General features: G+C 37.0%; 21 protein-coding genes and 1 other annotated feature (1 of these 22 running past the window's edge). Of the genes, 10 read left to right on the plus strand and 11 right to left on the minus strand.

The genetic code is table 11. The features are described from left to right. Positions 1-251 precede the first annotated feature (251 nt). On the plus strand, positions 252-473 hold the full coding sequence (locus MKX78_RS18220) for a DeoR family transcriptional regulator (protein WP_095372193.1): 222 nt from the start codon (positions 252-254) through the stop codon (positions 471-473). 69 nt (positions 474-542) lie between these two features. Here the strand turns inward: MKX78_RS18220 and MKX78_RS18225 are convergent, their stop codons facing one another. Then, positions 543-1,271 (minus strand): pseudouridine synthase, encoded by a 729-nt coding sequence (locus MKX78_RS18225; protein ID WP_095372192.1) that lies wholly within the window; start codon positions 1,269-1,271, stop codon positions 543-545. Between the two features lie 96 nt (positions 1,272-1,367). Here MKX78_RS18225 and MKX78_RS18230 point away from each other — a divergent pair, with 96 nt between their 5' ends. Further along, positions 1,368-1,565, plus strand: coding sequence for a hypothetical protein (locus MKX78_RS18230; RefSeq protein ID WP_095372191.1), 198 nt, complete (start codon positions 1,368-1,370; stop codon positions 1,563-1,565). A 114-nt stretch (positions 1,566-1,679) separates the two neighbouring features. On the opposite strand, the gene MKX78_RS18235 is transcribed toward MKX78_RS18230, so the two are convergent. Beyond that, positions 1,680-1,802, minus strand: coding sequence for a hypothetical protein (locus MKX78_RS18235; RefSeq protein WP_341051818.1), 123 nt, complete (start codon positions 1,800-1,802; stop codon positions 1,680-1,682). Between the two features lie 138 nt (positions 1,803-1,940). Further along, complete coding sequence (locus tag MKX78_RS18240; RefSeq protein ID WP_095372190.1) at positions 1,941-3,731, minus strand: cation:proton antiporter; 1,791 nt, start codon at positions 3,729-3,731, stop codon at positions 1,941-1,943. 229 nt (positions 3,732-3,960) lie between these two features. Here MKX78_RS18240 and MKX78_RS18245 point away from each other — a divergent pair, with 229 nt between their 5' ends. The 4 genes from MKX78_RS18245 (at position 3,961) to MKX78_RS18260 (ending at position 7,549) form a co-directional block, all read left to right on the plus strand. Beyond that, on the plus strand, positions 3,961-4,605 hold the full coding sequence (locus MKX78_RS18245) for a GntR family transcriptional regulator (protein ID WP_095372189.1): 645 nt from the start codon (positions 3,961-3,963) through the stop codon (positions 4,603-4,605). A 30-nt stretch (positions 4,606-4,635) separates the two neighbouring features. Then, the gene (locus tag MKX78_RS18250; protein ID WP_341051820.1) at positions 4,636-5,835 is read left to right on the plus strand and encodes a CaiB/BaiF CoA transferase family protein; all 1,200 of its coding nucleotides are present in this window, start codon (positions 4,636-4,638) and stop codon (positions 5,833-5,835) included. A gap of 46 nt (positions 5,836-5,881) precedes the next feature. After that, on the plus strand, positions 5,882-7,177 hold the full coding sequence (locus MKX78_RS18255) for a CitMHS family transporter (protein WP_095372187.1): 1,296 nt from the start codon (positions 5,882-5,884) through the stop codon (positions 7,175-7,177). Positions 7,178-7,258: 81 nt separating this feature from the next. Further along, positions 7,259-7,549 (plus strand): hypothetical protein, encoded by a 291-nt coding sequence (locus tag MKX78_RS18260; protein ID WP_341051823.1) that lies wholly within the window; start codon positions 7,259-7,261, stop codon positions 7,547-7,549. A gap of 150 nt (positions 7,550-7,699) precedes the next feature. Here MKX78_RS18260 and MKX78_RS18265 read toward each other — a convergent pair whose 3' ends face one another. Further along, on the minus strand, positions 7,700-9,316 hold the full coding sequence (locus tag MKX78_RS18265) for a putative polysaccharide biosynthesis protein (RefSeq protein ID WP_095372185.1): 1,617 nt from the start codon (positions 9,314-9,316) through the stop codon (positions 7,700-7,702). Between the two features lie 242 nt (positions 9,317-9,558). On the opposite strand from MKX78_RS18265, the gene MKX78_RS18270 reads away from it, so the two are divergent. Beyond that, positions 9,559-10,839 (plus strand): BaiN/RdsA family NAD(P)/FAD-dependent oxidoreductase, encoded by a 1,281-nt coding sequence (locus MKX78_RS18270; protein WP_341052789.1) that lies wholly within the window; start codon positions 9,559-9,561, stop codon positions 10,837-10,839. Positions 10,840-10,852: 13 nt separating this feature from the next. Here MKX78_RS18270 and MKX78_RS18275 read toward each other — a convergent pair whose 3' ends face one another. Beyond that, positions 10,853-11,035, minus strand: coding sequence for a sporulation protein Cse60 (locus tag MKX78_RS18275; RefSeq protein ID WP_095372184.1), 183 nt, complete (start codon positions 11,033-11,035; stop codon positions 10,853-10,855). 88 nt (positions 11,036-11,123) lie between these two features. Between MKX78_RS18275 and MKX78_RS18280 the strand changes: the two genes are divergently transcribed. Next, positions 11,124-11,480 carry a DUF3221 domain-containing protein gene (locus tag MKX78_RS18280; protein ID WP_095372183.1) on the plus strand — a complete coding sequence of 119 codons (357 nt, stop codon included), beginning with the start codon at positions 11,124-11,126 and terminating at the stop codon, positions 11,478-11,480. On the opposite strand, the gene MKX78_RS18285 is transcribed toward MKX78_RS18280, so the two are convergent. The 4 genes from MKX78_RS18285 to MKX78_RS18300 form a co-directional block, all read right to left on the minus strand. Next, entirely contained in the window at positions 11,477-12,214 is a 738-nt protein-coding gene (locus MKX78_RS18285) for a MerR family transcriptional regulator (RefSeq protein ID WP_340975993.1), read from the minus strand. The two genes, MKX78_RS18280 and MKX78_RS18285, sit on opposite strands and share 4 nt — an antisense overlap. Positions 12,215-12,223: 9 nt before the next feature. Next, a complete protein-coding gene (locus tag MKX78_RS18290) occupies positions 12,224-12,958 on the minus strand; it encodes an ABC transporter permease (protein WP_233435207.1) in 735 nt (244 codons plus the stop codon). Further along, complete coding sequence (locus MKX78_RS18295) at positions 12,958-13,674, minus strand: ABC transporter ATP-binding protein (RefSeq protein ID WP_307316675.1); 717 nt, start codon at positions 13,672-13,674, stop codon at positions 12,958-12,960. Before MKX78_RS18295 ends, MKX78_RS18290 begins: the two co-directional genes overlap by 1 nt. A gap of 87 nt (positions 13,675-13,761) precedes the next feature. After that, a complete protein-coding gene (locus MKX78_RS18300; RefSeq protein WP_341051827.1) occupies positions 13,762-14,199 on the minus strand; it encodes a hypothetical protein in 438 nt (145 codons plus the stop codon). A 105-nt stretch (positions 14,200-14,304) separates the two neighbouring features. On the opposite strand from MKX78_RS18300, the gene MKX78_RS18305 reads away from it, so the two are divergent. Both MKX78_RS18305 and MKX78_RS18310 read left to right on the plus strand, forming a co-directional pair. Continuing rightward, positions 14,305-14,490, plus strand: coding sequence for a hypothetical protein (locus tag MKX78_RS18305; RefSeq protein WP_095372179.1), 186 nt, complete (start codon positions 14,305-14,307; stop codon positions 14,488-14,490). A 234-nt stretch (positions 14,491-14,724) separates the two neighbouring features. Continuing rightward, a complete protein-coding gene (locus tag MKX78_RS18310) occupies positions 14,725-15,081 on the plus strand; it encodes a hypothetical protein (protein ID WP_095372178.1) in 357 nt (118 codons plus the stop codon). A 236-nt stretch (positions 15,082-15,317) separates the two neighbouring features. Here the strand turns inward: MKX78_RS18310 and MKX78_RS18315 are convergent, their stop codons facing one another. Next, positions 15,318-15,623 carry a rhodanese-like domain-containing protein gene (locus MKX78_RS18315; protein ID WP_095372177.1) on the minus strand — a complete coding sequence of 102 codons (306 nt, stop codon included), beginning with the start codon at positions 15,621-15,623 and terminating at the stop codon, positions 15,318-15,320. A 125-nt stretch (positions 15,624-15,748) separates the two neighbouring features. Beyond that, on the minus strand, positions 15,749-18,163 hold the full coding sequence (gene leuS / locus MKX78_RS18320) for a leucine--tRNA ligase (protein ID WP_095372176.1): 2,415 nt from the start codon (positions 18,161-18,163) through the stop codon (positions 15,749-15,751). 57 nt (positions 18,164-18,220) lie between these two features. Further along, positions 18,221-18,341 (minus strand) — a binding site (T-box leader); it runs 110 nt beyond the window's last position.

Consider the following 18,341-nt stretch of genomic DNA (forward strand, 5'->3'; position numbering starts at 1 on the left):
TGCTTTTGTATATTTAGGAGGAAAAAGAGAAAAATAATGTAAAATCATGCAAGTGACTAGAAATTATCTGAAAATAGGTTTACAATATTAATAATTAGTATGACATCTTGATTATTTCTTCTGTTAAACCAAAAAAGGAGTTGTCTCGGGAAAAAGAAGACTACATATAACTGAAAGGACATGTTTCTTAACTGAAACTGTCGGTTGCAGGCACTTGCCATGGGTTTATAAATTGGATAGGGAGTGGTTTTTTGAAACCTTCGACTAACCGGATGTTAAACCGTATCAAATCCGTTTATATGTTTATTCGGAAAAACGGAACTGTAACAACTCAGGAGCTTGTAGAGGAATTCGGTATCACTCCTCGTACGATACAGCGAGATTTAAATGTTTTAGCTTATAATGACTTGGTGAAAAGTCCAAGCCGAGGAAAATGGACTATTACACAAAAGAAAGTGAAGATGTCATCATAAGAAAATGACAAGCGAAAAAAAGAAGCTCTTATTCAGGCTTCTTTTTTTGTTACAAAGTATATTTAGTACTTACATTTCATTACTTGGATCATAAGATAATAATTCTTCTAATTCTTCATCCGTTAATTCTCGATATTCTCCTAACGCAAGAGAATCATCAAGTTGAAGCGGACCCATTGTAAGCCTTTTTAAATAAATCACCTTTTTATTTACTGCCTCAAACATGCGTTTGACTTGATGAAACTTCCCTTCTGTAATCGTTAAATAAATTTCAGAGTTTGTCTCACTTTTTAATATTTCTAGTTTTGCTGGCTTCGTTTCATAACCATCATCAAGCTTCACACCTTTAGCAAAGGAATGAATATCAGCCTCTGTTACTCTATCATTAATAATGGCATAATATGTTTTTGGCACATGTTTTTTTGGTGACAATAACTGATGACTAAGCTTCCCATCATTCGTTATTAGTAATAGTCCCTCTGTATCCTTATCCAGTCTACCTACAGGAAATGGAGAATAAACGATATCTTCCAGCTCTAATAGATCAATGACAGTTTGATGCATCGTATCTTCTGTGGCAGAAATTACCCCGTTAGGCTTATTCATCATTAAATATATGTATTCTTTATACTCAATTATCTCCCCATGAATACCCACTTCGTCCTGTTTTGGATCAATATGTTGTTTAGCATCTTTAATCTGCGCCCCATTTACCTTTACTGCTCCTTGCTTTAATAATTGCTTTACTTCTTTTCTACTTCCATAACCTAAGTTTGCTAACATTTTATCTATTCTCATCTTACTTACTCCTTTTATATCATCGTTCCTACGCACATATTGCTCTTATCAACATAGACTAACATCATAGTTTATCGATAAAGGAGTGCAAGAAACATGTATTACTATCGTCAACAACCAACGTTTTTCCCTATTCCAGGCTTCCCGCCGAGCAACACCAACCGTAGAATAGAGCGTTTAGAAAATCAAGTACAACGCTTAGAGCAACAATTCGATCGTTTAGAAAGAAGATTAGAAAGAGTGGAACGACGCATTGGTATTAGTCATCCGCCACCCTCTCCTCGCCCTTATTAAGGAAGGAGGAAAGACCAAGAGGAAGTTTTTCCTCTTTCTACATATCCTCTTTATGTCAGTTACTCCTAGTATATCATCTACCTAACATAATGTAACTTACACATACATCCTGGCTCATACACCCTTACTATTTGTTAGAGGACCTTTCTCTATTTCTTTGTTATCTCCATGCTTTTGTCTGTTTTCATTTAAATGACAAAGGGAACCTAATTTCTGTTGCCCATAGTGATGTGACATGTGTTTTCTCCTGTTAACTAACATTTTCCTCACCTCTTCATTCAGTTTTATTAAATATTCTATGTAAGTCCTTCAATAAGTGATTAAAACAATAGAAAATGAAACAAGACTGCATGGTTTCATCATGCAATCTTATGCTTATTTTACTTCCTCCAAATAAATGATAATGTCTTCTTTATCAACAGAAGGTGAATCCTTTAAGGTCTTAAAAGCAATCGATCCATCCTTTTTACGAACACATAAAGGATAACCGCCCACTTGTGCTTCCTCTATTTTTTCATAATTGTCGTTAGCTTGCTTACTTTCTATCGAATAAGTTGTATTTATCTTCTTATTTAACTCTGTGAACACATGCTCTTCGTCAAAAAGCATATGAGCTTTCACAGTTGTGGGAAACCCTCCATCCTTTTCCTCATCCATCCGCTCAGTCGCAATGGTAAACGTTTTATTATAGCCAAACTCCGGAAGAAATGACTGTGTAACCAGGGCATTATAATTAGGGTCATCAGACAATACCAGGATGAATTCGTAAGGAGTTAAGTCGATTTCGAATTGACTATGCTCATCTAGAATTTGTCCCGAGTAAGTTTCAATCCCCTTTTTTCGGATAAGCTTTAACTTGCCACTTGATGTGTCACTAATCAGTACAGGATTACCCAACTCTTTTAACTTGTATGCTAAAGCAATTGAAAAACTACTTGCTCCAACAATCAGTACACCTGGCTCTGATTCAGATGCTAATTTTAATTTTTTTGCCAGCGGTGCTAACGTAAAACCATGAGCACAAACCGTAATAAAAACGAGAGCAAAAGTTAATGTTGTAAGTAATCCTGCTTCTCGATAACCATCATCCATTAATATAGTTGCGAAATAACCAGAGACCGTTAATGCCACAATTCCTCTTGGGGCAATCCATCCAATTAAAGTTTTCTCTCGGTTGGTTAGCTCTGTCCCTATTGTTGATATCCAAATCGATAGTGGACGAACAACAAATAACATCACGATTACAAAGCCAATAATTTGGATACTAAACACTTCTGCAATCGTCTCTCTTGTTAAAGAAGCTGTTAATAGAATAAATATTGTAGATGTTAAGATTACAGAGACATTTTCAATGAAGTGACTAATATTCCCAAGGGCAGATACTCTTTTCTTCTCTCTAGCTAGCACAAGTCCCATCACTGTCACAGCAAGCATGCCTGTTTCATGCATAATCACTTCACTTATGCCAAAACAAATGAACACAAGAGATAAAGTAATAGGGGATTTCAAGTATTCTGGAAACAACCCTTTGTTAGCCATCCAGCTCAAAACCTTTGCAAATATGTAACCGATCACTATCGCTAATAATGAAGCTAACAAGAATTTTCCGAGTTCCATCATGCCTAATGTATCACTTACTAATACTTTAATAACCTCATAAGCAAATAAGGCTAGAAGTGGTCCTGCTGGGTCGACAATAATACCTTCCCATTTTAATAAAGCACTCACTCGTGGTTTAAGTTTGGACTGCCTTAATAAAGGGATTATAACAGTTGGCCCTGTAACGATAAATAATCCACCGATGATAAAAGCCACCTCTAAACTCAAGCCTGCGATATAGTGAGCTGCCAAAGATCCAAGTATCCAAGCAAGAAAAGCCCCAACAGTAACTACCCGAAAAACAGATTTGGAAATACTACGAACTTCACGAATATCAAGCGTTGTACTACCTTCAAATAATATGACAGCTACAGCTAAAGAAATAATAGGGCTATAAAGACTTCCTAGATCTTGTTCTGGGTTCAATAGTCCGAGCGCTGGACCGATTACTAATCCAGCAATCGACATAATCACAATTGAAGGCCATTGAATTTTCCATGATAACCACTGAGAAAAGACCCCTAAGGCAATAACGAGAATAATTCCTAATAATCCAAATGATTCCATTTTATTCACTTCTTTCAACGAAATACGCGAAGGATACACTTCTCTCCCTTTTTAGTAATTACAATTCATTTTGTTTTTCATTCACATTATCAATAAAAAGTAGGAAGAATGCTTTAGTTAGAAAATATTAAATATACTGAAAATTTACTGTTGACAGTATACATTTATATTCTTATGATAAGTACATATTGAATACGCTTACATTTTTTTGTTGAAAGGAGTGGTTTACTTGATTTCCATTATGAGAGAAACATTAACTGTACAAGTGTATCAGCATTTAAAAAAGAGATTATTAGACGGATATTATCCTGGTGGGGAAAGATTAATAGAAGTAAAAATCGCTGAAGAATTTAACGTTAGCCGAGGGCCAGTACGTGAAGCATTAAAAATGCTCATCCAAGAAGAATTAGTTGTACAAAACGGAAACACCCTTAAAGTATTTAGCCCTTCCCTTACGGATATGATACAAATTTATCAAATTAGACAGCAATTGGAGTCGTTCGCAGCAAAATTATCTGCTAAAAATATTGAAAATTCCGACTTAGAACTTTTAGAAAGCATTATTGATCAAACGAAACAAGCATGGTTATCTCAGGCGAAAGAGGATGTCGTAAGACTTAGTATACAGTTTCATGAAATCATCTTAAGCTCATCTGGAAATGATCATTTAGTTTCATTAACTAATACCATTCGTGATAAAGTAACCTATTTCAGAAATAGTGGGATTAAAATCGGCATACGAGACGAGAGTTGTATCGAGGAACACGCTCAAATTCTAGCCGCACTTAAAGAACGAGATAGCTTAAAAGCAGCCAATGAAATGTACAATCATATTGAACAAGATTTACTCTCTTTACAAGCAATCTATAAGTAAATTTATTTATTAATCATAGAGGTGAAAAAAATGTCCAATAAAGCGTTATCTGGTTTAAAAGTTCTTGAACTGGGACAGTTAATCGCTGGACCCTTCGCATCGAAATTATTAGCTGAATTCGGTGCAGATGTCATTAAAATTGAACCTCCTACAAAAGGAGACCCTCTTAGAACTTGGAGAGTAATAGAAGATGAGACTAGCCTTTGGTGGTATGTGCAATCTAGGAATAAGAAATCAATTACACTGGATTTAAAAAAAGAGGAAGGTCAAAAAGTTCTCCGCGCATTAGTAAAAGAAATTGATATTCTAATTGAGAACTTTCGTCCAGGTACCCTAGAGAAATGGGGTATTGGATATGAGGAATTAAAAAAAATTAATCCACGATTGGTTATGGTACGAGTATCTGGTTATGGACAAGATGGACCCTACAAAGATAAACCTGGGTTTGGATCAATTGGAGAAGCAATGGGTGGACTTCGCTTTATAACGGGCTATCCCGACCTCCCTCCAGTGAGGGTAGGCATAAGTATAGGTGATTCCCTATCTGCTCTATATGCAGTAATTGGTGCACTAATGGCGGTTTATCACCGTGACGTAACTCATTCAAAAGAAGGACAAGTCATTGATGTAGCCCTTTATGAATCAGTGTTTAGTTTAATGGAAAGCATCCTACCTGAATACGGAAGAAATAGGGTAATCAGAGAGCGTACGGGTAGCACACTACCAGGTATTACTCCTTCCAATACATACCTTTGTTCGGATGGCAAATATATCGTCATTGGTGCGAATGGGGATACGATTTTCAAAAGGTTAATGAAAACCATTGGCAGAGAAGAGCTTTCAAAAGATTCTCGCTTTGAAAATAATATCGGTCGCTCTAAACATGCAAAGTATTTAGATCAGCTGATTGAAGCTTGGACGAGTCAGCACCCACTACTTGTAGTCAAAGAGCTCTTAGATGAGGCTGGTGTACCAGCTGGGTCGATTTATTCAATTGAAGATATTGTAAATGATCCACATTATCAAAACAGAAATATGATACAAGAAGTACCTATTGATGGAATCGGAACTTTGAAAATGCCAGGAATCGTACCGAAAATGAGTAAAACACCTGGTGAGATTAAGTGGGCCGGTCCAAACTTAGGGTCGCATACAGAAGATGTTTTAATGTCAGAATTATCGCTCACAAAAGAACAAATCGCAAAATTAAGAGAAAAAGGGATTATATAGAAGTAAAACACATCAACTTATAAATAAAAAAGGAGTGAATGTAAACGTGCTATCTCTATTAGGCTTCTGCATGATGATATCTTTTCTTCTTCTAGTTCTGACTAAAAAACTTTCACCTGTTGTTGCTTTTGTCTTTGTTGCAGTTGCTTTTGCCATTATCGGAGGATTCAGCAACGAAATGGGCCAACTGATGATGGATGGGATTATCCAAGTAACCCCTACAGCGATAATGATTGTTTTTGCGATCCTATATTTTGGATTAATGATTGATGTAGGGCTATTTGACCCAATGATTTCACGTATTTTAAAGTATGTCAAAGGGGATCCATTAAAAATAGTGATAGCTACAGCTCTTATTACAATGATTGTTGGTTTAGACGGGGATGGCTCATCAACTTTCATGATTACCATATCAGCGATGCTACCTCTTTATAAGAAGTTAGGCATGAACCGCCTTATTTTGTCATGTGTTGTTGCCTTAGCTGCAGGGGTAATGAATATGATACCTTGGGGAGGTCCTTTAGTTAGAGCCGCTGCTAGTTTAAATGTGGAAATGAGTGATTTATTTATCCCTCTCATCCCAGCGATGATCGGCGGACTAGTCTGGACATTTTTCTCTGCTTATATTCTAGGTAAAAAGGAAAGAGAAAGAATCGGTGTCATTCAAATATACACTGAGAGTTTCACAGAACAATCGAGTACAATAGAACAGAAAAAAACGTCCCCCACATTATTCTGGTTTAATTTACTTTTGACAATCGCATTAATGATCATGCTTATTATGGACGTATTGCCATTACAAATTTTATTTGCCATTGCTTTTTCTATCGCACTTTTTGTCAACTTCCGGGATCCAAAAGCGCAACAAGAGCAAATTTTAAGTCATGCAAATAACTTTGTATTAATCAGTACATTAATCTTTGCTGCAGGGATATTCTTAGGTGTCCTAAATGGAACGCAAATGATGGACGCGATGGCTGTTTCCATTGTTTCTGTCATACCTGAAGGCCTTGGCCCTTACCTCCCTGTCCTCGTTGCGATAACGAGTTTACCGTTAGTATTTGTTTTCCCACCTGATGCTTATTACTTTGGCATTTTACCAATTATAAGTGAAACAGCAGCCAACTTTGGCATCGACCCAGTGGAAATAGGTAGAGCAGCATTACTCGGTCATTCAACAACAGGCTTCCCTCTGTCTCCTTTAGTTCCTGCGACCTTTATTCTCATCGGGCTATCTGGTGTAGACTTTGGTGAGCATCAGAAGTTCCTATTTAAGTGGGCGTTTGGGACCACGATTGTGATGACGATTATTGCCGTACTTACGGGTGCCATTTCCTTTTAGTAAAGATTTTCAGTATTTCCCAACTCCTATGAAACTTCCATCTCATCATTCCGTCTACTCATAAAAAGGGGAATGAACTTGATGAAAAAAACATCTCGTCTACTGCTATTTCGTCTACTGCTATTTCTATTACTACTCTTCTTAAGTAGCTGTTCAGCAGCACCAGAACCTAAAATTTCCGAACAACAAGCCAAGTCCATCGTTATTGAAAAAAACACAAGAACAATTGGGAGTGTAACTATCGTTTCAATTGAACAGAAAGGGAATAAATATATAATCAAATGGGAGAATCCAGAGAATTGTGAAAGCGGGGTTGAACATATGAACCACCAAAGCGGTAAAATCATTACAAGTGAAGTTACTATCTGTTAACTGAAGCCGTAAAAAGCTAAGGATATATTGATTGGACCTACTCAAAGTCTGCGACAATTATACCCCTATTCGCTTATCTTTTTGTCAAAAGGCTACATCAACAAACACAATGGCACCCAGTATACATACGCCGGGTGCCTAAAAAAATTACTATTTCTTCAACTTCAATTTAATTAAAATCCGCTCGATTCTGTCTCCGAATAATAAGGGCAATAGACGAATCCTATTTGCAAGATAGAAGTATACACTTGCACCTACTCCTCCACAAATAAAAACAATCATTATTGCATGCCATCCGGATGTTGGATCTAAGAAAATCATTAGCATTTGATACAATAGCCAAGTAATAACCGTCATAACCAACGTAAGAATGACAATTAATAAACTGCGTCTGAATACTAATCTAAATTGATAGCCTGAGAATATTTTAATGACAATTAAGTTAATCAAGATCGCCACAGCATAACCAAGTGCTGTTGCTAGAACTGCTCCCTCTGTTTCTAACCACTTAATCAGGGGTATATTTAATGCAAGCTTAACTAAAATTCCTACTAATAAACTAAGAATGGTAAAGCGCTGCTCATTGATCCCTTGTAGAATAGCAGCTGTCACTGCATAAAGGGCAAATAACATCGCCACTGGGGCATAAGCTCGAAGTACAGCGGTACCTAACTCACTATGCTCATAGAACAATGTGTATACTGGTTCTGCCAGTAGTGCAAGACCAACAACTGCCGGTAAAATTAAAAACAAGATCACTTGAAACGTTTGATTCAACTGACGATTCATCGTCAAGCGATCATTTTTCATAAAGGAATTCGTAATCGTTGGCACAAGTGTTAATGAAAATGCTGTTGCTAACGTAACAGGAATCATCACTAATTTATGCGTTTGATAGTTCAATACGGAAAGGGCTTCTCCTGCTTCTTTACCAGAGTATCCTATCGATTGCATCGCTTTATTAAATGTTGATAAATCAATCATTTGGAATAACGGATTAACCAATGCGACAAGGACAAACGGGATCGAATAAAGAATGATTTCTTTATACATATCTGTAAGAGAGATATCCATTGTACCTTTATCTTTAGCTAATAATTGATCTAAATAAGGCTTTCTTTTGTACCAATAAATAAACAAAACAGCTAAACTACCGATACCACCTATGAAGGCTGCAAAAGTAGCTACACTGACTGCTGTAACTAAATCGCCATCCATTACATAAAGGACGACAAATGCCCCAGCAAGTAGAAAGGCAATTCGTACAATTTGTTCAACGACCTGAGATACGGCTGAAGGTCCCATGGATTGATGACCTTGGAAGAATCCGCGAATTAAGCTCATAAACGGAATAATGATTAAGGCAAAGCTGACCGCTCGAATAACGGAGACAATATCTTGTAGCATTGCTACATCTTCTGGGTCCACAAAAATCTTTGCTAGAGTAGGCGCTCCCATATACATGATTAAGAAACAGACAATTCCGCTACAAAGCATAATAATTAAACCGGATTTGAATAGCTTCCTACCAACTGCATACTCCTCTAATGCGTTATACTTTGAAATAAACTTTGAGACGGCAAGCGGTACACCCGCAGTCGCCACACTGATAAAGATTGTGTATGGTACATAAGAATAGTTATAAAGGATTGTTCCTTCGTTTCCAACGATTTGATAAAATGGAATCACATAAAATAATCCAAGAAACTTAGATATGAATGTACCAAGAGTTAAAATAAATGTTCCTCGTAAAAGCTTAGACGACATATAATCCCTTCCTCTATTGTCCAAGCGCTACCAAAAGCGTGGTGTTTTCTATCATTCGCAAAATTAAACTATACAACTTCTCATTCTACCATATGTTACGACAATAATAGACATATTTTTATCTCAGAAGACCCTTTTCATTCTTGATGATTTTTTAAGAAGATGTTTAGATGTTTTATCTTTTGCTTTATAATAGCAAAGGTATGCTATTTTCATTGAAAGGGAAAAAGTTGGTGAAGAAAATGAAACAAACACAATATGATGTCATTGTCATTGGCGGTGGACCATCTGGACTAATGGCTGCCATTGGTGCTGCAGAGAATAAAGCAAAAGTATTACTTATTGATAAAGGCAATAAATTAGGTAGAAAACTGGCGATTTCAGGTGGTGGTCGTTGTAACGTGACTAATCGACTCCCAATCGATGAAATCATTAAACATATTCCTGGTAACGGTCGCTTTCTACATAGCGCCTTTTCTATTTTTAGTAATGAAGATATCATCCGTTTTTTCGAGGACCTAGGCATTGCTTTGAAAGAAGAAGACCACGGTAGAATGTTCCCAGTAAGTAATAAAGCACAATCCGTTGTCGATGCACTACTTATGCGACTAGACGAATTGAAAGTAACGATAAAAACAAATAGTCCTGTTGCTGATATTCAATTCCAACCGGAGAAAAGCCATACAGTCCAATTACATTCCGGTGAACAGTTTCATGCAAAAGCAGTTGTCCTAGCAGTGGGAGGCAAATCTGTTCCTCATACAGGATCTACAGGAGATGGCTATGGTTGGGCAGATAAAGCTGGACATACGATTACAGACTTATTCCCTACAGAAGTCCCGTTAACGTCAAGTGAATTATTTATTAAGAACAAAGCGCTACAAGGACTCTCTTTACGCGATGTAGAAGTAAGTGTATTGAACCCTAAAGACAAGCCGTTGATTACACATCAAATGGATATGATATTCACCCATTTCGGACTGAGTGGTCCTGCGATTTTAAGATGTAGTCAATTCGTTGTCAAAGCCATGAAAAAATGGAAGCTAAAAAAGGTAAACGTACGCATCAATGCCTTACCTGGGCAAAATGGCGAGAAAACCTTCCAAGAGATCATATCACTAAAAAAATCAGAGCCAAAAAAGAGTATCAAAAACTTGCTAAAAGGGATCGTTCCAGAGAGATATCTTCTCTTCCATTTAGAAGAAGTGGGTATTGATCCGACGGCACAAGCAGTGAGTATCACGAATGAACTGCTACGTTTATTCGTTAGCCGTCTACATGATTTCCGTGTTGAAATCGATGGGACATTACCATTAGAAAAGGCCTTTGTAACTGGTGGCGGCGTTTCTGTTAAAGAAATTGAACCACAAACAATGGCGTCAAAAAAAATGGCTGGTTTATATTTCTGCGGAGAAATTCTTGATATTCATGGCTATACCGGTGGCTACAATATTACCTCAGCCCTTGTAACTGGACGTTTAGCTGGCAGTAATGCGGCTCTATGTAAAAGCGTAACTACTTGATAAGTAAAAGTAGTTACGCTCTATAAATGACCATCGCCGAAAAACAGTAAATTTGCTCTTCATCCTCTTCTTGCATCGCAGCAATATTATACTTAATATCAACAAGCTTTTGTTCTTCCACCTTTTCTAAAAAACGGTTCATCGCAACCTCTAAATCTTTTTCATGCTCTTGGTCGAATAACTTTACCTTGATCATTTGATGAAAACTCCCTTCATGGGAATAAGTATTTTTATTTATTATTAACAGAAAATTCATAATATATACATAGGTAGGAGGTGATGAAATGAGCTTCGTTAAACGAATACTTTTAACTACCATTTGTCTTTATGGCTTGTGGGTAATTGGAGATATCAGTAATTCAATTACTAAATACAATGGTGCTGGTTTTATCGACGCCATTTTGATAAAAGAAAAAGGCATGATTTACTTTATCGACGAAGAAAAACGGCCCACTGTCCAGATAAATGAAGAGGCATCATCTAACACGACCTATCAACCTGACTATATACCGAATGGACCGACATTTTTGCTTGATTACCACTCATTCGATTCAGGGGATCAAGTTCGCATTTGGTATACAAGCATTTTAGAGTCTTATCCTGGGAGAATAAATATCGTAGACGTAGAAAAAATTGATTAATCTCCGTCATTTTTTTCTCTTAACATGGTAAGAATCTTTTTTGTATCTGCGATTGCTTCTTTTAAAGACATTAATAAGCGATCAGTAACATATACAATATCCTCCTGATTTTCTGATATGTTCAATACCTTTCTGACATGAATTGGATGAGCCATTTTTGCTTGTTGGACTAGGCGTAAAATAGATGCATAAGAATAATGAGCCATCCTTAATACTCGAATCACCTTTAGCATATTAATTTCCTTTTCTGTAAAAACACGATACCCCTTTTCATTACGAGGAATAGTAATTAATCCGTTTCTTTCCCAATTTCTTATTAGCTCTGGATGAAGTTGAATTTTTTCAGCTACTTGTTGTCTGGACAATCCTTCACTTTGTATTTCCTTAGGTGAATATAACCAACTCTCTGCAATCTCAGCTGCTTCAACCGCTCTTTCATATTCCTTGGTTAAATGCAGTAAATGCTTTTCAGCCTGCTCGTACGCTTTCAGAAATTGCTTCTGACCACTAAGGAGCACAATCTCTCTTGCATTTTTACGAATACTGCCTTGAATGATTTCACACCGAAAAGCGAACCTCGCTATTTTTAATTGAAAAAGATGTATGTCATCATATTGTCTGTATCCATTATCAGCACGAGGAGCAGGGGAAAGATATCCCCATTCCTCGTAAACTCTCACAGTATTAGGATGAACGCCCATACTATCAGCGATTTCTTTAGTTGAATAAACCAAGATATCTCACTACTTCCATCTAAAATATTTAATCGAAAGGAATCCACTAATGAATACACAAGCCATCATTGTCACTATTGGAAAAATCATGTCGCTTAGAACTCCGCCTAAACTTACTTCCTTAAGCAACTGAATACCTTGTGATAAAGGAAGGAATGCAAAGACATTCTGTAAAATTTGTGGAAAAATCTCAAAAGGTATAGTAGCACCTGAAAAAAGAAGCATGCCGAAATAGGCTAACGACCCCCATAAATTCGCTGCTTTTTGATCTGGAACAATACTCCCGATGAGTATGCCAATGCTATACATAGCCATTAAAACAAATAAATAACTACAAAGAAACAAACCAAAGGAACCAGCCATTTCATAATTGAAAACAAAAAGATATACCGCAGTCACCCCTAGGAAAGACAACATAGAGGCAATAAACTGAACCAATGCCTGCGCACAAAGCAAAGTTAAAGGCGAAGCTGGGGTCACCTGAAACCTTTTTAAAATATGGCGATGACGGTAATCAGCAATGGTAAGGGGCAGTCCCATTACACCTGTAGCTAATATACTAATAGTTACAACTGCCGGATAAGAATGGAGGAACATAGTATTTCCTTGGGTAAACAGTTCATTATTCATAATATAACCAAATAATAAGGCAACAATGATTGGAAAAATGATACCGAAGATCAGTATATCTAAACCTCTCCAAACGAGTTTCGCTTCTATTTTTGTTAAAGTATAGAATGTCATCATCCTTCCCCCTCTTCATCTGTTAAAGTTAAATAGGCAGCTTCCAACGAAGCTTGTCCTGAATAATTGATCACTTCTGCTATCGTTCCTTCGCATATGATATGTCCGCCCTTTAAAATCATAATGCGGTCGCAAAGTGCTTCAACTTCATCCATATAGTGAGAGGTAAGGATAATAGATAATCCCTCACGCTTATAATTTCTTAGCGTTTGCCACAATTTTTTTCTTGCTTTCGTATCTAAACCTGTAGTCAATTCGTCTAGAAAGACTAATTCTGGGTTGGGTAACAATGCTAATAACACCGCTAATCTTTGCTTTTCACCGCCTGACAATGATTTAACTAATGATTTCTCCTTATCTTGTAGGCCAAATTTGGTCAATAAAAATTGATATGGCGCGGTTGCCTTGTATAACACACTCCATTGCTGACATGCTTCAGAAACGGTCATTTTATCTGGAAAATGCGATTCCTGAAATTGCACACCCACTTTCTCAAAAACTTGCTTTCTATTATGAATTGGAGATTGTCCTAATATAGCGACTTCCTTATAAACAGCAGGCCTAATTCCTAGCACAGCTTCTATCAACGATGTCTTTCCTGCGCCATTTTCTCCTAGTATTCCGAGTACCTCTCCTTTTTGAAGGGAGAAACTAATCTTATCAACTACCGTTTTCTCTCCATAACTAACGGACAATTCTTTTACCTTCAGAACCATCAACTCACTCCCTTTTCTAAGAATAGATTCACATCATAGCAAAAGAAATGAAGGGTGGTGGTATATTGGAGGGTTTTTAAAACTCTTTTATTTATTTTCTGATAATAGGATATCGATGATTTGTGTGAGTGGTTCTTTATTTAGGACTCTATAAAAAGTAGGTTTTTTGTTTTTGTAGTGAATGGCGATTGCTTCATCATATACGCTAACACTTTTTCCAGCTGTTTTCGTTACAAAACCAATTCTATACAGTTCTTTAGATGCTGTGCGATGATATCTTTTTAATTCAATATCTGCCAAAAGTGAGCGAATTTCTTTTAGTTGCTTATCATAATCGTCCTTATTTAAAGATACAGTTTCTGTTGTTTCACTAGTTGCTATAATGATGGACTGTAGATTTTCCTCCGATATCAGTACGATCTCATTAAACTCCAGCTTTTTCTGAGAAAGATAAAATTGATATACACCCATGGACAAAAATAATAGAACAATTACCGATAAAAAAGGAATGATTTTTTTACTCATTCTTTCTCCTTTCGCATCCATTTGAACGATCGTCTGAAGTAAATAAATTGAATTTTTATAATATTATACCTATAATAGAGTAAATTGTTAACAGGTGGTGTAAATATGCAATACGCAATTTATGGTGGCACAAGCGTAAGCAAGGAAGCGATAATCGCTCTTCCACCTCTTGGTGAAAGAAAGGAAATTTTCTCCTCTCTTGGCAGTGTGTTAAGTGGCCATCGTATCATTTCATTTGATTTGCCTGGACACAACGGTGAAGTTGATATGTCTCTTACTAATTATCTATAAGGCATTCATCAAGTATTAAATCAACTGGAAATAAGTGAAGCCCATTTTATCGGGAACTCTATTGGTGCATGGATTATTCAAAAATATTACGGTACATATCCAAAGGAGGTATTAAGTCTTACCTTATTAGATGGCGGTTACTATCCAATAAATGAAAGGCCCAGCGAAGACATTCAGCATCCCATCATCCATAAGGATGATTTTATCCCTGCGATAAAAGAACATTGCCAACAAATGAGCAGGTTAACGTACGAAACAAGTGAAGTGCTATTTTCTTATTTGAAGAACAATTTTATCCTAACAGGGGATGAGTATAGGCATCATAGTGATGAAAAGGCCGTAAATCGTCTCATACAACAAATCCATACGGATTCATCCTATTATTTAAGTAAATGTGATATTCCCTTGCAATTATTAATAGCTGATTTAAACCTCGATGAAATTAGTAAGACCAAACTGACAGCCTTTATAAAAGAGCACCCTAAAACAGAAGTCCACCACATTAATAATGGCTATCATTTCTTACCAATCACAAATACAAGAGAAGTTGCTGAGAAAATCAATCATCTAATGATCATTACTAAAGCCTGAAAACAAGCTCAGCTCAAAAAATTTGGTGAGAGCTAAACAAAAATGCCCACACAACTCTGAGAAACCCACCGTGTTAGATAATATTCAATTGATCAACACATTTCATGACAAATTTGGCATATTGTAAAAGCAAACTGAAAGTTATGTAAACAACTCGTGATTCTTACATACTAATGGTTATACGATAACAAAAAAAAGAAGACCTCCTAAAAAGAGGTCTTCTTCATAAGTACCAATTATTTTGTTTCGCCTTCCCACTCAAGCATACCCCCGACCATATTGGTCACTTGATAGCCTTGTTCTTGCATAAAACGACAAACTTGTCCACTACGATTCCCTGAACGGCAAATCATAATATACTCTTTGTCTTTATCAAACTTATCTAGGTTTTCAGGAATTGTGCCCATTCTAATATGCTTCGCACCAGGAATAATTCCTTGAGCTACTTCGTCATCTTCCCTTACATCTACAAGTTCAAGCTGTTCTCCAGCTTCTATCTTTTTCAGTAATTCTTCTGTTGTGATTTCTTTCATTTCAGTCATCATCAACCACCCTTTCCATTATCATTATCTTTATTCTAAAGAAGTGTTGATCGAAATGCGAATATTACAGTCTCATAGGGAAAGGATAGCTCTTTTCATTAAGCTACCTCTTTTCCTAAATAATCTTAATTAGCGACAATATTCACTAGCTTCCCAGGAACAGCAATTACTTTTCTTACTGTTTTGCCATCAATTTGTTCTTTGATTTTATCATCTTCCATGGCAATTTGTTCTAGCACATCCTTTTGTGCATCAACGGGTACCATTAATTTAGCCTTCACTTTACCATTGATTTGGATAACGATCTCCACTTCATCATCTGTCATTTTCGCTTCGTCATATGCTGGCCAAGCTTCATAAGAAATGGTTCCTGTGTGACCAAGTATCTCCCATAGTTCTTCAGCAATATGTGGAGCAATTGGAGCCAACATTTTTACGAACCCTTCTGCATAAGCCTTTGGAAGAATATCAGCTTTGTAGGCTTCATTGACGAAAACCATCATTTGTGAAATTGCTGTATTGAAGCGCAAACCTTCAAAGTCCTCTGTTACTTTTTTGACTGTCTGATGATACACTTTTTCCAGTTGAGACACTTCTACATCCTGCACTTTGTTGCTTAATGTATGATCTTCTTCAGCAATTAAACGCCAAATACGGTCTAAGAATCGTCTAGAGCCATCTAATCCATTTGTAGACCAGGCAATTGAGGCATCAAGTGGTCCCATAAACATTTCATATAAACGAAGCGTATCCGCTCCATGGCTTTCTACAACGGCATCAGGATTAACAACATTCCCTTTTGACTTACTCATTTTTTCATTATTTTCCCCAAGAATCATGCCTTGGTTAAATAATTTTTGGAATGGTTCTTTCGTATCAACTACACCTATATCGTATAATACTTTATGCCAGAAACGAGCATATAATAAGTGAAGAACCGCATGTTCAGCGCCACCAATATAAATATCAACCGGTAACCACTCTTTTAATTTTTCGGCATCAGCTAATGCCTCACTGTTTTTCGGATCAATATAACGTAAATAGTACCAGCAGCTACCTGCCCATTGTGGCATCGTGTTGGTTTCACGGCGACCTTTTTTACCTGTTTCAGGGTCAATAACATTAACCCACTCTTCAATATTAGCTAACGGTGATTCACCTGTACCAGATGGCTTAATCTCCGTTGTTGTTGGTAAAATTAACGGTAACTCTTCGTAAGGAACTCCCGTCATTGTACCATCTTCCCAATGAATAACAGGAATCGGTTCACCCCAATATCTTTGACGACTAAATAACCAATCACGTAAGCGATACGTCACTTTTTTCGTCCCAATCTCTTTCTCTTCTAGCCAAGCGATCATTTTTGTAATTGCTTCTTCTTTACCTAAGCCATTTAAGAAATCAGAATTAATATGTTCTCCTTCACCCGCATAAGCTTCTTTAGAAATATCTCCACCAGCTACGACTTCTTTAATAGTCAAGTTAAATTCTTTCGCGAAATCATAATCACGCTCGTCATGAGCTGGAACAGCCATAATGGCACCTGTACCATATGAAGCAAGCACATAATCAGCAATCCAGATTGGCATTTTTTCACCGTTAGCAGGGTTAATTGCATAAGCACCTGTGAATACACCTGTTTTTTCTTTGGCTAAATCTGTTCTTTCTAAATCACTCTTTGTTTTAACTTTTTCAATATAAGTCTCAACTGCATTACGTTGCTCTTCTGTTGTAATTACATCAACTAGTTTATGCTCTGGGGCAAGGACAGCATATGTCGCACCAAATAATGTGTCTGGGCGTGTCGTAAACACTTCAAACGTACCTTTGTCACCTTCGATATGGAAAGTCACTTCAGCACCTTCAGAACGACCAATCCAGTTGCGCTGCATATCCTTCAAGCTTTCTGGCCAATCAAGTAAATCAAGATCTTCTAGTAAACGGTCAGCATAAGCTGTTATTTTTAACATCCATTGGCGCATCGGTCTTCTTTCAACAGGATGGCCTCCACGTTCACTTTTCCCATCAATTACCTCTTCATTAGCTAGCACAGTTCCAAGTGCAGGACACCAGTTCACTGCTACTTCATCGATATAAGCAAGACCTTTTTCATAAAGCTTTAAGAAAATCCATTGCGTCCATTTATAATATTCCGGATCTGTTGTGTTAATTTCACGATCCCAGTCATAAGAAAATCCTAATGATTTAATTTGACGGCGGAATGTATTAATGTTTTTCTCGGTAAATTCAGCTGGGTCATTCCCTGTATCAAGGGCATATTGTTCAGCAGGTAAACCAAATGCATCCCATCCCATTGGGTGAAGAACATTATACCCTTGCATTCTTTTCATACGGGCAAGAATATCTGTTGCTGTATATCCTTCAGGGTGTCCTACGTGTAAACCTACACCAGACGGATAAGGAAACATATCTAACGCATAGAACTTTCTCTTCCCTTTTTCTTCACCCGTTTTAAATGTTTTTTGTTCTTCCCAATAGTGTTGCCACTTACCTTCAATTTGCTGATGATTAAAGCTCATCTTCTTTCCTCCTAAAAATGCTACGTTTTTAAGTATAAAAAAACCCCTCATCCCTCAAAAAGGGACGAGAGGATTATGTATATCTCCCGCGGTACCACCCACATTAACAGTTTACGGTTAACTGTTCACTTCATTCATCCTTAACGCGGAGTACGGCAAGCATTACTGTCATTTTCAC

Source organism: Cytobacillus sp. FSL R5-0569 (assembly GCF_038007265.1).
In the GTDB taxonomy this organism is placed as follows: domain Bacteria; phylum Bacillota; class Bacilli; order Bacillales; family Cytobacillaceae; genus Cytobacillus; species Cytobacillus kochii.